The 14,584-nt window shown below is 68.5% G+C and carries 14 protein-coding genes; 9 read left to right on the top strand and 5 right to left on the bottom strand.

Going from position 1 to position 14,584, the window contains the following annotated elements:
• Positions 1-78: 78 nt before the first annotated feature.
• The 6 genes from OG741_RS27510 to OG741_RS27485 all read left to right on the top strand — a co-directional run bounded on the left by OG741_RS27510 (position 79) and on the right by OG741_RS27485 (position 6,382).
• A complete protein-coding gene (locus OG741_RS27510; RefSeq protein WP_405602255.1) occupies positions 79-1,437 on the top strand; it encodes an ABC transporter substrate-binding protein in 1,359 nt (452 codons plus the stop codon).
• Positions 1,434-2,300, top strand: coding sequence for a carbohydrate ABC transporter permease (locus OG741_RS27505; protein WP_405602253.1), 867 nt, complete (start codon positions 1,434-1,436; stop codon positions 2,298-2,300). The genes OG741_RS27510 and OG741_RS27505 overlap by 4 nt, the downstream gene beginning before the upstream one ends.
• Positions 2,300-3,124, top strand: coding sequence for a carbohydrate ABC transporter permease (locus OG741_RS27500; protein WP_405602251.1), 825 nt, complete (start codon positions 2,300-2,302; stop codon positions 3,122-3,124). Before OG741_RS27505 ends, OG741_RS27500 begins: the two co-directional genes overlap by 1 nt.
• Before the next feature lie 192 nt (positions 3,125-3,316).
• Positions 3,317-3,928, top strand: a complete 612-nt coding sequence (locus tag OG741_RS27495) for a helix-turn-helix domain-containing protein (RefSeq protein ID WP_405605805.1) — start codon at positions 3,317-3,319, stop codon at positions 3,926-3,928.
• A 514-nt stretch (positions 3,929-4,442) separates the two neighbouring features.
• Positions 4,443-5,606: a DUF3103 family protein gene (locus OG741_RS27490; protein WP_405602248.1), complete on the top strand. Its 1,164-nt coding sequence runs from the start codon at positions 4,443-4,445 to the stop codon at positions 5,604-5,606.
• Between the two features lie 137 nt (positions 5,607-5,743).
• A complete protein-coding gene (locus tag OG741_RS27485) occupies positions 5,744-6,382 on the top strand; it encodes an HAD family acid phosphatase (protein ID WP_266487552.1) in 639 nt (212 codons plus the stop codon).
• Positions 6,383-6,452: 70 nt separating this feature from the next.
• Here OG741_RS27485 and OG741_RS27480 read toward each other — a convergent pair whose 3' ends face one another.
• A complete protein-coding gene (locus OG741_RS27480) occupies positions 6,453-7,478 on the bottom strand; it encodes an ATP-dependent 6-phosphofructokinase (protein ID WP_405602245.1) in 1,026 nt (341 codons plus the stop codon).
• Between the two features lie 262 nt (positions 7,479-7,740).
• Between OG741_RS27480 and pta the strand changes: the two genes are divergently transcribed.
• From pta to pyk, 3 genes are all read left to right on the top strand, one after another.
• Positions 7,741-9,822, top strand: a complete 2,082-nt coding sequence (pta, locus tag OG741_RS27475; protein WP_405602243.1) for a phosphate acetyltransferase — start codon at positions 7,741-7,743, stop codon at positions 9,820-9,822.
• Positions 9,819-11,045, top strand: coding sequence for an acetate kinase (locus OG741_RS27470; RefSeq protein ID WP_405602240.1), 1,227 nt, complete (start codon positions 9,819-9,821; stop codon positions 11,043-11,045). The genes pta and OG741_RS27470 overlap by 4 nt, the downstream gene beginning before the upstream one ends.
• A 74-nt stretch (positions 11,046-11,119) precedes the next feature.
• Positions 11,120-12,556: a pyruvate kinase gene (gene pyk, locus OG741_RS27465; protein ID WP_405602237.1), complete on the top strand. Its 1,437-nt coding sequence runs from the start codon at positions 11,120-11,122 to the stop codon at positions 12,554-12,556.
• Positions 12,557-12,676: 120 nt separating this feature from the next.
• Here pyk and OG741_RS27460 read toward each other — a convergent pair whose 3' ends face one another.
• The 4 genes from OG741_RS27460 to OG741_RS27445 all read right to left on the bottom strand — a co-directional run bounded on the left by OG741_RS27460 (position 12,677) and on the right by OG741_RS27445 (position 14,526).
• The gene (locus OG741_RS27460; RefSeq protein ID WP_266487546.1) at positions 12,677-12,994 is read right to left on the bottom strand and encodes a helix-turn-helix transcriptional regulator; all 318 of its coding nucleotides are present in this window, start codon (positions 12,992-12,994) and stop codon (positions 12,677-12,679) included.
• Positions 12,991-13,374, bottom strand: a complete 384-nt coding sequence (locus tag OG741_RS27455) for a type II toxin-antitoxin system RelE/ParE family toxin (RefSeq protein WP_405602235.1) — start codon at positions 13,372-13,374, stop codon at positions 12,991-12,993. Before OG741_RS27455 ends, OG741_RS27460 begins: the two co-directional genes overlap by 4 nt.
• A 409-nt stretch (positions 13,375-13,783) precedes the next feature.
• The gene (locus tag OG741_RS27450; protein ID WP_405602232.1) at positions 13,784-14,332 is read right to left on the bottom strand and encodes a hypothetical protein; all 549 of its coding nucleotides are present in this window, start codon (positions 14,330-14,332) and stop codon (positions 13,784-13,786) included.
• Positions 14,329-14,526 carry a hypothetical protein gene (locus OG741_RS27445; RefSeq protein ID WP_405602230.1) on the bottom strand — a complete coding sequence of 66 codons (198 nt, stop codon included), beginning with the start codon at positions 14,524-14,526 and terminating at the stop codon, positions 14,329-14,331. Before OG741_RS27445 ends, OG741_RS27450 begins: the two co-directional genes overlap by 4 nt.
• Positions 14,527-14,584: the final 58 nt, after the last annotated feature.

Here is a 14,584-nt window from a genome sequence, read left to right as displayed (position 1 = left end):
TGCACGGGGATTGACCCTGCTGACGGGCCGGACCTACGGTCACCGGGCAGCCCCTGTGGCTTCGAGGAGGTCGTGCCCGTGCGCCCCACCGCCCCACTCGCCCTCGTCCCGTTAGCCGCTGTCGTCGCAGCCTCACTCTCGGCCTGCGGCGGCAGTTCCGGCAGCGACCCGGACACCATCAAGGTCGCCTACAACCGTTCCACCGACAACAAGGTCCGCTTCAAGGACACCTTCCTCGAGTCGGTGAAGAAGCAGTTCGAGAAGGACCACCCGGGCAAGAAGGTCAAGCTCGTCCCGATCCAGGCCCCGGACAACGACTACGCCACCAAGGCGCAGCAGATGATGCGCTCCCCCAAGACCGCGCCGGATCTGGTCTACGAGGACACCTTCCGCATCAACTCCGACATCAAGGCCGGGTACTTGAAGCCGCTGGACGACTATCTCCGGAAGTGGAACCAGTGGAGCCAGTTCGTCGAGACGGCGAAGTCCGCGGCCAAGGCGGAGGACGGCAGGACGTACGGCATCCCGGACGGCACCGACACCCGTGGCCTCTGGTTCAACAAGGAGATCTTCGCGAAGGCGGGTCTGCCCGCCGACTGGCAGCCGAAGAACTGGGCGGAGATCCTGACCGCCGCCCGCACGGTCAAGCAGAAGGTCCCAGGCGTCATCCCGCTCAATGTCTACACCGGCAAGGGCCCCGGCGAGGCCGCGGTGATGCAGGGCTTCGAGATGCTGCTGTACGGCACGGGCGCCGACCCCCTGTACGACCCGTCCGCCAAGAAGTGGGTCGCGGGCGGCAAGGGCTTCCGCGACGCCCTGGGCTTCGTACGCACGGTGTACGGGGAGAAGCTCGGCCCGGACGTCTCCGACGCCCTCGACCCCAACATCGCCACGCGGGTGGCGACGGAGCTGCTCCCGGAGGGCAGGCTGGCGATCGACCTCGACGGTTCCTGGATGGGCCAGCACTGGCTCGCGTCGGGCGCCAAGCCGTGGCCCCAGTGGGACAAGAAGCTGGGCCAGGCGCCGATGCCGACACAGAACGGGCAGGCGCCGGGCAAGGTGTCCATGTCGGGCGGCTGGACCTGGGCGATCCCGCAGAAGGCCAAGAACCCTGATCTGGCCTGGGAGTTCATCACCGCGATGCAGACCCCGGCGAACGCGGTCCAGTGGACGATCGTCGACGCGCAGATCGCCGTACGCAAGGATGTCGCCGCCGACGCCCGCTATCTGAAGTCCATGCCGGGCATCGACTTCTTCACCTCTCTCGTGCAGTACACCCACTACCGTCCGGCGCTGCCCGTCTATCCGCAGGTCTCGACGGCGATCGGCGAGGCGATGGAGAAGGTGACCACGGGTGACGCCTCGGGGGCGGACGCGGCGAAGGAGTACGACGAGCAACTGAAGACCATCGTCGACGGCGCAGTCACCACCAAGTGAGCAGCGCGAGAAGGGGGTTGTGGCGGTGGGTGCCGATCGCCCCCGCCACAATCCTGCTGCTGCTCTTTCTGGCGGGACCGATCGGCTACTGCGTCTGGATCGCGTTCACCGACACCCAGCTGACGGGCGCGTCGGGCTCCGACTTCGTCGGCCTGGACAACTTCCGCCGGGCCTTCGCCGACGCCGGTTTCCACAATGCCGTCTGGCTCACGCTCGTCTTCACCTTCGTCTCGGCGATCGTCGGCCAGAACACCCTGGGGCTGGCCCTCGCGGGTCTGATGCGTACGGCGTCCCGTCCCGTCCGTACCCTCACGGGCACCCTGGTGATCACCGCCTGGGTGCTGCCGGAGATCGTCGCGGCGTTCTTGCTGTACACCTTCTTCCGCCGCGAGGGGACCCTGAACGCCCTGCTCGACTGGCTCCATCTGCCGTCCCAGAACTGGCTGTTCACGCTGCCGATCCTGGCGGTGTCCTTCGCGAACGTCTGGCGCGGCACCGCGTTCTCGATGCTGATCTACTCCGCCGCGCTGGCCGAGATCCCCCGCGACATCACGGAGGCGGCGGAGGTCGACGGAGCGAGCGGCCCGCGCCGCGTCTGGCACATCACGCTGCCGATGATCCGCCGTTCGATCGGCACCAATCTGATGCTGAACACGCTCTCCACGCTGTCGGTGTTCGGGCTGATCTGGGCGATGACGCGCGGCGGCCCGGGCAATCGCAGCCAGACACTGCCGGTGTTCATGTACGACCAGGCGTTCCAGAAGAGCCTGATCGGCTACGGCACGGCGGTGGCACTGCTGCTTCTCCTGGTGGGCTCGCTCTTCTCGGTCGTCTATCTGCGGCTGATGCGGGTGGAGGTCTGATGCGCCGGGCCACCCGCTCCCGGCTCGCCGCGGACGGCGCGCTGCTGGGGACGGCCGCGGCCTTCGCGCTGCCGCTGGTGTGGCTAGTGCTCTCCTCGGTGGACGCGGAGGCGGACCTGCGGGTGCGGGCGCCCTCGACGTTCACCGCGGACAACTTCGACGCGGTGCTCACCGACGAGATCACCTTCACGCCGATGCTCAACAGCCTGCTGTTGTGCGGGGGTGCGACGCTGCTGACGGTGGTGTGCGCCGCGCTCGCCGCGTATCCGCTCTCGCGCCACCGCTCGCGCTTCAGCCGCCCGTATCTGCTGACGATCCTGTTCACGACGTGTCTGCCGATCACGGCGGTCATGGTTCCGGTCTACGGCCTGTTCGTACAGGTCAATCTGATCGACACGATGTACGGCACCGGTCTCTTCCTCGCCACCTCCCAACTGCCCTTCTCCATCTGGCTGATGAAGAATTTCATGGACGGCGTCCCGGTGGTCCTGGAGGAGGCGGCGTGGACGGACGGGGCGTCGTATCTGCAGACTCTGACCCGGGTCGTACTGCCCCTGATGGGCCCGGGCCTGACCGTGGTGACGATCTACACCTTCATCCAGCTCTGGGGAAACTTCTTCGTACCGTTCATGCTGATCCTGTCCCCCGAGCAGATGCCCGCGTCCGTCTCGATCTTCACCTTCTTCGGCAACTACGGTTCAGTGATCTACGGCCAGCTCGCGGCCTTCTCGATCCTGTACTCGGCGCCGGTGCTGGTGCTGTACGTACTGATCGCCCGCAGGCTGGGCGGCGGCTTCGCCCTGGGCGGGGCGGTCAAGGGGTGAGCGGCCGCCCTGCACCGTCACGTGACGTTACCAAGAGGTAACGATCAGCTCGGACCTTCCTACGACAAGTGGCTCTGGGTGAACGCACCGTAGTCGCCGCCCCCTCCGGCCCCCTAGCGTGTCGGCGTGCACCACAACCCGTCCCCGCCCTTCAACGCCCCCGCCGCGCGCCGGCTGCGCGAAGCCCTCGGCATGGCTCCCGGCCATGTCGCCTACGGCCTTCGCGCCCAGTACGGGATACATGTCTCGCCCGACGTCGTGGTCCAGTGGGAGCGGGGGCTGGCCAGCCCCGGCACGCGCGAACTGACCGCGCTCGCGGGGGTGTTGTGGTGCGCGCCGCACGATCTGCTCACCGAGGCGACCACTCTGCGCGAGCACCGGATGGCCCGCAGCCTCGCCCCCGAGGAACTCGCGCGCCTCGTCGGCATGGACGTGGGCTCGTATCTGCGGATGGAGGACTCGGGCCGCTGGCGCGGCAACGACCGCCAGACCGCGGCGCTCTCCGAGGTACTCGACCTCGGCCCCCGCGAACTCCTCACGGCGACCGGCCGGGACGCGGACCTCGCGGAACTGCTGCGGGACGCGGTGAAGGCGCGCTGGCAGGCGTACGTACGCCCGGTGGGCAAGATGCTGCCGATGCGGCGGGAGCAGCTTGAGGGCGTGCTCGAGGAGCTGCACTCGGCATACCAGTCCCGGATGGTGGCGACGCTCGCGTGGGGCTCGACGACGCAGGACACGGGGGAGCCGGGGCGGGACTTCCTGGACCGGATAGTGGACCACTTCTGGGACTTGGCGCGGGTGTAGCCGCCTGCGGCGGGGCTGTTCCCGTACCCGCCCCTTCCCGCTGCGACACTCTGCGGCTCCGCCGCGTGGGGGCTTCGCCCCAGACCCCGTATGCGACCTTCGGCCGCATGTCCTCAAACGCCGGACGGGCTGAATGTGCGGCCCTGCCGCACATCTCAGCCCCGTGGGGGTCCCCCCGGACGAAGTCTGGGGGCGTTTGAGGCGCGGGGAGGTTGGGGGTCCCCCCGGACGGAGTCTGGGGGAGGGCGGGGTGGGGGCAAAGCCCGCCGCAGGCGCACCCCCCGCCCGGCAGCGTCGGAAGGCTGACGGCCCGTCGAATCACGGAACGAGCCCAAGCGCCAGGGATGCGACATCCGTTCTTCGGACTCCAGCAGTGGAGGATTCCCTCATTACCCGCGAGTCCCGTCGTGATGACGATATCGGGGGCGCGCACCGCATGTTACGCGCGTCGACCCAGACCCCACGCCCTGGGAAACGCCCATGGCAGTCCGTCATCACAGGAGGCCTCATCGCTATGAGCACGCGAATAACTCACCGAGCCCTCGCGGGCCTGGCCTGTGCCGCCCTCGCCTTAGTCGCCCTGCCGGTCACCACCGCTCAGGCGTCGGCCGCGAGCAGCGCCGCAGCGCCGTCCTCCTCCACCTCCATCTCCACGGCCGAGAAGATCCAGGACACCCTGGCCCGGAAGACCGCGGCCTCGCTGGGCGACGCGCCCTGGAGTGCGCACCTGCGTACCGCCTCTCTTCGCTCCACGACAGTCGACCTGCTCGAACTGAGCCGACGGGCCGACGCACCCGCCGCCCGGCGCATGGAGAGCGCCGTCGCCGAAGCCAACAAGGATCTTGCCGCGGCCAAGGGCCTGGGCGCGGGCACCGGCTCGCTGCTCCGTATCAGGCTCGCCGACCCCTCGATGCGCGCCGGCCTCGCGAAGGGCGTGAAGCCGCTGGTGGCGGCCGCCGCACAGGACGACGACCGCGCGTCGGTCACCGCCTACGACGGCGCCGGCCACCCGCACAAGCTCGATGCGAACAGGACGCCGGACCGGCCGGTGTATCTCATCGACATAGATACGTCCAAGGCTCTCGCTGCCGGCCTGGACATCCTCGACCGGGAACTGGCGAAGGCGGGCCTGGCCCTCCCGGCCCTGCAGAAGCCCATCGCGCAGGCCACGTCCGGGGCAGCCGCGAGCGGTGTCTGGACGACGAAGATCACGTCCATCGGCGTGGCCGACGACCAGGAGCCGTGGTTCAAGGGCGGGGCCGAGACGTACGCCATCGTCACCGGCTGGGGACAGGACGGCGTCCCGCGCGTCGACACGGTGCAGATGCCGTATCTCGACGACGACGGGAAGACGTACTACCCGAACCAGGTCCTCGTGAAGTGGTTCAACTACAAGTACAACCTCGCCGACGTGGTCCTGATGGAGGACGACGGCGACACGAACTACAAGGCTCTGGCCCAGGCCATCGCGACCGCGCTGCTGACCGTCACCGACCTGGGCGTCTACGCGCCCCTGGTGGACGCGGTACTCGCGGCCATTCCGGACTCCTGGTACACGGACGACCCGGACTATGTGGACTCCTGGTACTCCCTGTCCAGGCAGGACCAGGGCCGCCGCAACGGCGCCTCCGGCAATGGCTGGATGACCGTCGAGCCGTATTTCGTCGAGCAGTTCTGACGGCGTATCCCCTTCCGTCACGCCGAAGCTACTAGCCGGTAGCTGGAACGCATCATTCCGTCCACTGACAGCCGCGATCATGCCGAGGCCCTGGCGCTTCCGCGCCCGGATCCGGACCCCTCAGGAGTGAACCCCCCATGCATGCACGCAGATGGACCACCCGGGCGGCGGTGACGGTCGCCGCGCTTGCCCTCACCTCGTCCGTGACCGCCACAGCGAACGCCGCGACCCCCACCCTCACCTCGCAGCAGACGAGCACCAGCCGTCCGTTCCTCGCCGACGTCGACTACGCGACCTGGCAGCGCGACGTCTCCGCTGTCGTCGCCACCGCCCGCCCCTACATCGAGCAGCGCACTGCCGGTGCCTCGGGACAGCGCCTCGCGATGGTCCTGGACATCGACAACTCCTCGCTGGAGACCGACTTCCACTACTTCTGGGAGTACCCGACCCCCGCGATCAAGCCGGTGCTCGACCTTGTCCGTTACGCCGACTCCCGCGGCGTGGACATCTTCTTCGTCACGGCCCGCCCCGGCATCATCTACTCGCTCACCTCCTACAACCTCAAGAAGGTCGGCTACCCGGTCGACGGCCTGTACGTACGCGATCTGCCCGACCTGTTCGGCGAGGTCAGCGCGTACAAGACCGAGAAGCGGGCGGAGATCGAGGCCAAGGGCTACACGATCATCGCCAATGTCGGCAACAAGCCCGGCGACCTGGTCGGCGGTCACGCCGAGCGGACCTTCAAGCTGCCGGACTACGACGGCAAACTGTCCTGACCCACAAGACCGTCAGACACGTCCGCCGACCGTGCTCCAACCGCGGTCGGCGGACGGCCCGTTCACCGGTTCAGAAGACCGACTCCGCCTCGTACATACGGTTCTGTGGCACGGTCTTCAGCCGGGTGACCGCCTCCGCCAGCGGCACCGTCACCACGTCCGTGCCGCGAAGCGCCGTCATCATGCCGAACTCACCGCCGTGCACGGCCTCCACCGCGTGCCAGCCGAAGCGCGTCGCGAGCACCCTGTCGTACGCGGTGGGCGTGCCGCCGCGCTGCACATGTCCGAGGATGACCGGCTTGGCCTCCTTGCCGAGCCGGCGCTCCAGCTCCGCCGCGAGACGGTTGCCGATGCCCTGGAAGCGCTCATGGCCGTACTGGTCGATCGCGCCCTTCTCGTACGCCATCGAGCCCTCGGCCGGGTGCGCGCCCTCCGCGACGCAGATCACCGCGAACTTCTTGCCGCGCGAGAAACGCTCCTCGACCATCTTCACAATGTCCTCGACCTGGAAGTGCCGCTCCGGCAGACAGATGCCGTGCGCGCCGCCCGCCATGCCGGACTCCAGCGCGATCCAGCCCGCATGCCGTCCCATCACCTCGACGACCATCACGCGCTGGTGCGACTCGGCGGTGGTCTTCAGCCGGTCGATGGCCTCGGTGGCGACCGTGACGGCGGTGTCGAAACCGAAGGTGCGGTCGGTGGAGGAGATGTCGTTGTCGATGGTCTTGGGCACTCCGACGACGGGCATGCCCGCCTCGGCGAGCATCCGGGATGCGGTGAGCGTGCCCTCGCCGCCGATCGCGATCAGCGCGTCGATGCCGTACTGCTTCGCCAACTCCGCGGCGTTCTCGGCGGCTTCACGCAGCCGGCCGCGCTCCAGGCGGGCGGAGCCGAGGATCGTGCCGCCGCGGGCGAGGATGCCGCTGACGGCGTTGAGGTCGAGCGGGCGGTAGTGACCGTCGAGGAGACCCTTGAACCCGTCCTCGAAACCGATGACTTCATCGCCGTGGCCGGTCAGGGCGCGGTGCACAACCGACCGGATCACTGCGTTCAGGCCCGGGCAGTCGCCGCCTGCGGTGAGCACTCCGATACGCATTGTGCTGTGTCTCCTGCTCGTCAGTGATGCATGTGAGCCCAGGTTCGATTGTTCCACGCGCGCCGGGAACCCCGCGCTCCCAGCCACTGAGCCTCATGGCACTCGGACCCCGCTCGCGGGCCTGTCGACCGACCCTTACCCGGCGGGCGCGTTACCTACCGCCGGAGGTATTGTCAAGAGGGCAAGGCCGCCCTGAGCGGCTTTTTTGTAGGTACCACCTTTCGTACGTCTCATACGCGACAGCATGGACGGGAGAGCACGCGTGACGCGCAGCGTGTACGTGACCGGGATCGACCGCTCGGACGGCCGGCAGGTCGTGGAGCTGGGAGTCATGGAGCTCCTGACCCGCCAGGTGGACCGGGTGGGCGTCTTCCGCCCCCTGCTGCACGACCGCCCGGACCGCCTCTTCGACCTCCTGCGCGCCCGTTACCGGCTCTCGCAGGACCCCGCGTCGGTCTACGGAATGGACTACCACGAGGCCACCGCGCTGCAGGCCGAGAAGGGCACCGACGAGCTGGTCTCCCGGCTCGTCGAGCGCTTCCACCAGGTGGCACGCGCGTACGAGGTCGTGCTCGTCCTCGGTACGGACTACGCGGGCACCCAGCTCCCCGACGAGCTGGCGCTCAATGCCCGGCTCGCAAACGAGTTCGGCGCCTTGGTGATCCCGGTGGTCGGCGGCAAGGGCCAGACCGCCGAGTTGGTACGGGCGGAGACCCGCAATGCCCACCGCGCGTACGAGGCCCTGGGCTGCAATATCGTCGCGATGGTCGTCAACCGGGTCCGGCCCGATGAGCGCGAGTCCATAGCCGAGCGGCTGGCGGCCCGCCTCCCTGTTCCCTGTTACGCCCTTCCCGACGAGCCGGCGCTCGCGGCCCCCACGGTCGCCCAGATCACCCACGCGCTCGGCGCCACCGTCCTCCTCGGCGACGACGCCGGTCTGGCCAGGGACGCGCTCGACTTCGTCTTCGGCGGTGCGATGCTGCCGAACTTCCTGCGGGCCCTGACCCCCGGCTGCATGGTGGTCACGCCCGGCGACCGCGCCGATCTGGTGGTGGGCGCGCTGGCCGCGCACTCCGCGGGCACCCCGCCCATCGCGGGCATACTGCTGACGCTGAACGAGCGGCCGAGCGAGGAGATCCTCACGCTGGCCAACCGGCTCGCGCCCGGCACCCCCGTCGTCCTGGTGCCCGGCATGAGCTTCCCGACCGCGGCCGAACTGTTCGGCCTCGAAGGCAAGTTGAACGCCTCCACGCCCCGCAAGACCGAAACCGCGATCGGCCTCTTCGAGCGACATGTCGATACCGGCGACCTCCTGGCCCGTATATCGGTGGCCCGCAGTGGCCGGGTCACCCCGATGATGTTCGAGCACGACCTCCTGGAGCAGGCCCGCGCCGACCGCCGCCGTGTCGTCCTGCCGGAGGGCACCGAGGAGCGGGTGCTGCGCGCCGCCGATGTCCTCGTGCGCAGGGACGTCTGCGACCTGACCCTGCTCGGGGACACCGAGGTCATCCGCAAGAAGGCCGCCGACCTGGGCATCGACCTGAGCACCACCCAGCTGATCGATCCGGCCACCTCCGAGCTGCGCCAGAGCTTCGCCGAGCGGTACGCGCAGCTGAGGGCCCACAAGGGCATGACGGTGGACCTGGCGTTCGACGCGGTGTCGGACGTGAACTACTTCGGCACGCTGATGGTCGAGGAGGGTCTGGCCGACGGCATGGTGTCGGGGTCCGTGCACTCCACCGCAGCGACGATCCGCCCGGCCTTCGAGATCATCAAGACAAAGCCGGACGCCTCGATCGTCTCCTCCGTCTTCTTCATGTGCCTGGCCGACAGGGTTCTGGTCTACGGCGACTGCGCGGTCAACCCGGACCCGGACGCCGAGCAGCTCGCGGACATCGCGATCCAGTCGGCGGTGACGGCGGCCCGCTTCGGCGTGGAGCCGCGGATCGCGATGCTCTCGTACTCCACGGGCACCTCCGGGTCGGGCGCGGACGTCGACAAGGTGCGCGAGGCGACCAAGCTGGTGCGCGAGTCGCATCCGGATCTGCGGATCGAGGGACCGATCCAGTACGACGCGGCCGTCGAGCCGTCCGTCGCGGCGACGAAGCTGCCGGAGTCCGAGGTGGCGGGCCGGGCGACGGTGCTGATCTTCCCTGACCTCAACACGGGCAACAACACCTACAAGGCCGTGCAGCGCTCGGCCGGCGCCGTGGCCGTCGGCCCTGTGCTGCAGGGTCTGCGCAAGCCGGTGAACGATCTGTCGCGCGGCGCGCTCGTCAGCGACATCGTGAACACGGTCGCCATCACCGCCATCCAGTCCCAGGGTCAGGAGCTCCCGGCATGACCGCCACCCGCGTTCTCGTCCTCAACTCCGGCTCCTCGTCGGTGAAGTACCAGCTGCTCGACATGCGGGACAGCTCGCGCCTGGCGGTCGGGCTCGTCGAGCGGATCGGCGAGGAGACCTCGCGACTGGTGCACACCCCGCTCGGCGGCGGCGCCGGGAGGCGCGAGCGCAGCGGCCCGATCGCCGACCACGACACGGCGCTGAAGGCGGTCGCCGACGAGCTGGCACAGGACGGGCTCGGCCTGGACTCCCCCGAGCTTGCGGCGATCGGTCACCGGGTGGTCCACGGCGGGCTGAGGTTCACCGCGCCGACGGTGATCACCGACGAGGTGATGGCGGAGATCGAGCGGCTGGTCCCGGTGGCACCGCTGCACAACCCGGCCAACATCACCGGAATCCGTACCGCCCAGGCGCTGCGACCGGACCTGCCGCAGGTCGCGGTCTTCGACACCGCCTTCCACACGACGATGCCGGAGTCGGCAGCGCGCTACGCGATCGACGTGGAGACTGCGGACGCCCACCGGATCCGCCGCTACGGCTTCCACGGCACCTCGCACGCGTACGTCTCGCGCAGGACGGCGGCCCTGCTGGGCAAGGACCCCTCCGAGGTGAACGTCATCGTGCTGCACCTGGGCAACGGCGCGTCCGCCTCGGCGGTGGCGGGCGGGCGGTGTGTGGACACCTCGATGGGGCTGACACCGCTGGAGGGCCTGGTGATGGGCACCCGCTCCGGTGACATTGACCCCGCGGTTACGTTCCACCTCAAGCGGGTCGCGGGAATGTCGGTGGACGACATCGACGAACTGCTCAACAAGAGAAGCGGCTTGGTGGGTCTGTGCGGCGACAACGACATGCGGGAGATCCGCCGCCGGATCGAGGAGGGCGACGAGCGCGCTCAGCTCGCCTTCGACATCTACATTCACCGACTGAAGAAGTACATAGGCGCCTATTACGCGGTACTCGGCCGGGTGGACGCGATCGCGTTCACGGCCGGGGTCGGCGAGAACGCGGCGCCCGTGCGCGAGGCTGCCGTCGCGGGTCTGGAGGAACTGGGACTCGTGCTGGACGCCGAGCTGAACGCCGCCCGCTCGGACGAGGCACGAATTATTTCGGCGCCTTATGCCCGAGTTGTGGTGGCTGTGGTCCCGACCGACGAGGAGCTGGAGATCGCCCAGCAGACATTTGCACTGGTCACAGGCGTTTCCGCCGAGGGCAACGCCTGAGCGGAACACCGCCCATTTGTACATTCCACCAGACGGAATATTCCGCATCGAAACAAACCGATAGGATCCGCCTTATGCGCCGTTCCAAAATCGTTTGCACACTGGGCCCCGCCGTCGACTCCTACGAGCAGCTGAAAGCGCTCATCGAGGCCGGCATGAACGTGGCCCGTTTCAACATGAGCCACGGGACCCACGCTGAGCACGAGGAGCGGTACCACCGCGTGCGCAAGGCGTCCGAGGACACCGGCCGGGCGGTGGGCGTGCTCGCCGACCTCCAGGGCCCCAAGATCCGTCTGGAAACCTTCGCCGAGGGGCCGGTCGAACTGGTCCGCGGCGACGAATTCACCATCACCACCGAGGATGTCGCCGGCGACAAGTCGATCTGCGGCACCACCTACAAGGGCCTGCCGGGCGATGTGTCCAAGGGCGACCAGATCCTGATCAACGACGGCAACGTCGAGCTGCGGGTCGTCGAGGTCGTGGCCCCCGAGGTCAAGACGATCGTCGTCGAGGGCGGCGTCATCTCCGACCACAAGGGCATCAACCTGCCCGGCGCGGCGGTCAACGTCCCCGCGCTCTCGGAGAAGGACGTCGAGGACCTGCGCTTCGCGCTCCGTATGGGCTGCGACCTGGTGGCGCTGTCCTTCGTACGGGACGCGAGCGACGTCAAGGACGTCCACAAGGTGATGGACGAGGAGGGCCGCCGGGTCCCGGTCATCGCCAAGGTGGAGAAGCCGCAGGCCGTCGAGAACATGGCGGACGTCGTGATGGCGTTCGACGGCGTGATGGTGGCGCGCGGCGACCTGGCCGTCGAGTACCCGCTCGAGAAGGTCCCGATGGTGCAGAAGCGCCTCATCGAACTGTGCCGCCGCAACGCCAAGCCGGTGATCGTGGCGACCCAGATGATGGAGTCGATGATCACCAACTCCCGCCCGACGCGCGCCGAGGCGTCCGACGTCGCGAACGCGATCCTGGACGGGGCGGACGCGGTCATGCTGTCGGCCGAGTCCTCGGTCGGCGCGTACCCGATCGAGACGGTCAAGACGATGTCGAAGATCGTCGTCGCGGCGGAGGAAGAGCTCCTGTCGAAGGGCCTCCAGCCCCTGGTCCCGGGCAAGAAGCCCCGCACCCAGGGCGGTTCGGTGGCCCGCGCGGCCTGCGAGATCGCGGACTTCCTGGGCGCCAAGTCCCTGGTGGCCTTCACCCAGTCCGGCGACACGGCCCGCCGGCTGTCCCGCTACCGCGCGGAGCAGCAGATCCTGGCCTTCACGACGGACGCCTCGACGCTCAACCAGCTGACGCTGAGCTGGGGCGTGGAGCCCTTCCTGGCCCCGTTCGTGGAGACGACGGACGCGATGGTCGACCTGGTGGACGCGGCACTGCTGAAGCTCCAGAGGTACAACGAGGGCGACATCATGATCATCACGGCGGGGTCCCCGCCGGGGGTGCCGGGGACGACGAACATGGTGCGGGTGCACCACTTGGGCGGGGTTGAGGCGAAGAAGGCCTGACCGCATGCACGGCTACCGAGGGCGGCACTCCGGAGTGATCTGGAGTGCCGCCCCCGTGCTTTGCCGGTGGGCGGGGCTGGCCGACCTCACCCGAGCACGGGGTACTCGACTCTCCGGCCCTCAGGCGACGACCACCCGGGTGCCGTCGAAGTTCGCGACGATCTCCAGCCGGCCCCCGAGTGCAGCGACGTAGGCGGCGATCGTTCCGACTTCCGCCGCCTTTGTGTTCCCTCGTTCGATCGCCGACACCCGCTCTTGTCGCACGTGCATCCGAGCCGCTACCTCGCTCTGCGTGAGGCCGAGTTGCTTCCGCATCTCGGCCAGCCGGTGCGCGCGAGCTTCAGCCACCATGCGCTGAGCTCCGGCAGCGATCGCATCGAGGTCCTCGGCGTCGAAGACCTCGCGCTTGACGTCGTCCCAGGAGTGGAAGGTGGTCATTCCTGTTCCTCCTTCTGCCGCCGGGCCAGGTGATCCAACCATGCGGCATATCGTGCCTCGGCTGCGGGGATCGAGCGGCGGTACCACTCGGACCACTGCCCTGCCTTGTCTCCGGCCACCAACAGAACGGCACTGCGTTGAGGGTCGAAGACGAACAGCACCCTGATCTCGCTCGCCCCGGACGAACCAGGGCGCAACTCCTTCAAATTATGCAGAGCGGAACCCTTGATGCGGTCGACCAGGGGACGACCCAAGTCGGGCCCCTCCTCAACCAGAGCCTGGATAGCCAGACCCACCAATCGCGCGGAGTCGCGGTCGTCCTTTCTCAGCTTGTGCAGCCAGTCCCGGACTTCTCCGGCCATCTCAAGGTGCCACGGCATGACAGCCCACGTTCCAGTACGTACACATACTAGTACCTTGACGTACTGTCGGCCAAGGAGAAGCGATGTCGCCGATGACTCCCTGAACGGGTGCAAATGGCTGCGTCTCGTTGACGAGCGGCATGTCGCTCAGGGCCTGGTCGGCATCCCCTCGCGACACAACGAGGGCGACATCATGATCATCACGCCGGGCCCGCCTCCGGGTATCTCGGGCGGCGCGACGAAGTTAGTGCGGGCGCACCACTCGGGCGGGGTGGACCCGAAGTAGTGCTTGCAGTAACGCCTGGTCAGTCCTGCTCAGGCCAGACGTTGAGGCAGCCTTCGTTGACGACGAACTCGCTGCATCCGAGATTGACGACGGTCATGGCGGTGCCCCGCCCTCAATGGGGGACGGGGCACCGCCACCATGTCACGGCAGTTGCTTGGCCACCTCCCGCCAAGCCTCGCACTCGCCGCGGCGCGGGTGGTTAGCGATCAGCGAGCCGACCAACTTCGCCGGGGCGAGTAGCCGCCGGATCATGCGCAGCGCGAGGATCTGCTCGCGCGCCAGCTCACGCCAGTCCGGGGCGAGCTCGGATGCCGCCTGCGTGGTCATGGGCATGGCTTCCAGCGCCCATTCGAGCACCGGCCCCGCATCGAGTAGGGGTACGTCCGGCCGCGGGCCCACCGCGTCGAGCAGCGATGCCCTCAGCCACAGGTCCCGCATCAGCCACTCGTTGCCCTGCGCGCCCGTCGAGCGCTCGGCAGCCGCGAGCAGAGACGACCACGCCCGCGCAGCCGCCTGCCACTGCTCGTCCGAGAGCAATGCGCAGTCCCTCTGAAGCCGGGCGGCGAACTGCTGCGCCGCGGCCATCCACTCGCTGACGTCGCCTTCAGCCTCCTGTACATCGGAAGCTGACCAGCGGCGCACCTGCGCGTCAAGATCCAGCCGGTCAAGGTCGTCGAAAAGACTGCTCACAGGAAGTTCACCCCCACCGAAGCGAACGCCTCCCTGCCGATCGTCTCGGCTCCGCCTCCGACGGCCCGGAACGGGTCGTCCGGGGCGAAGAAGTGGCCGCTGTGGCTGTTGATCTCAAGACCGAAGTACTGGCCACCACCGCCCGCGATCTGGGCCTCTCCGGCGGCTTGGACTTTGCCGCCGCCGCTCAGCACAGGATGAGAGAGGACGCGTGGCGGGTCGCTGCACAACGGCCGCCCCCCGACGCCCGCG

Source organism: Streptomyces sp. NBC_01410, assembly GCF_045040195.1.
Classification (GTDB): Bacteria; Actinomycetota; Actinomycetes; order Streptomycetales; family Streptomycetaceae; genus Streptomyces.
This window is presented reverse-complemented; position numbering and strand designations above follow the sequence as displayed.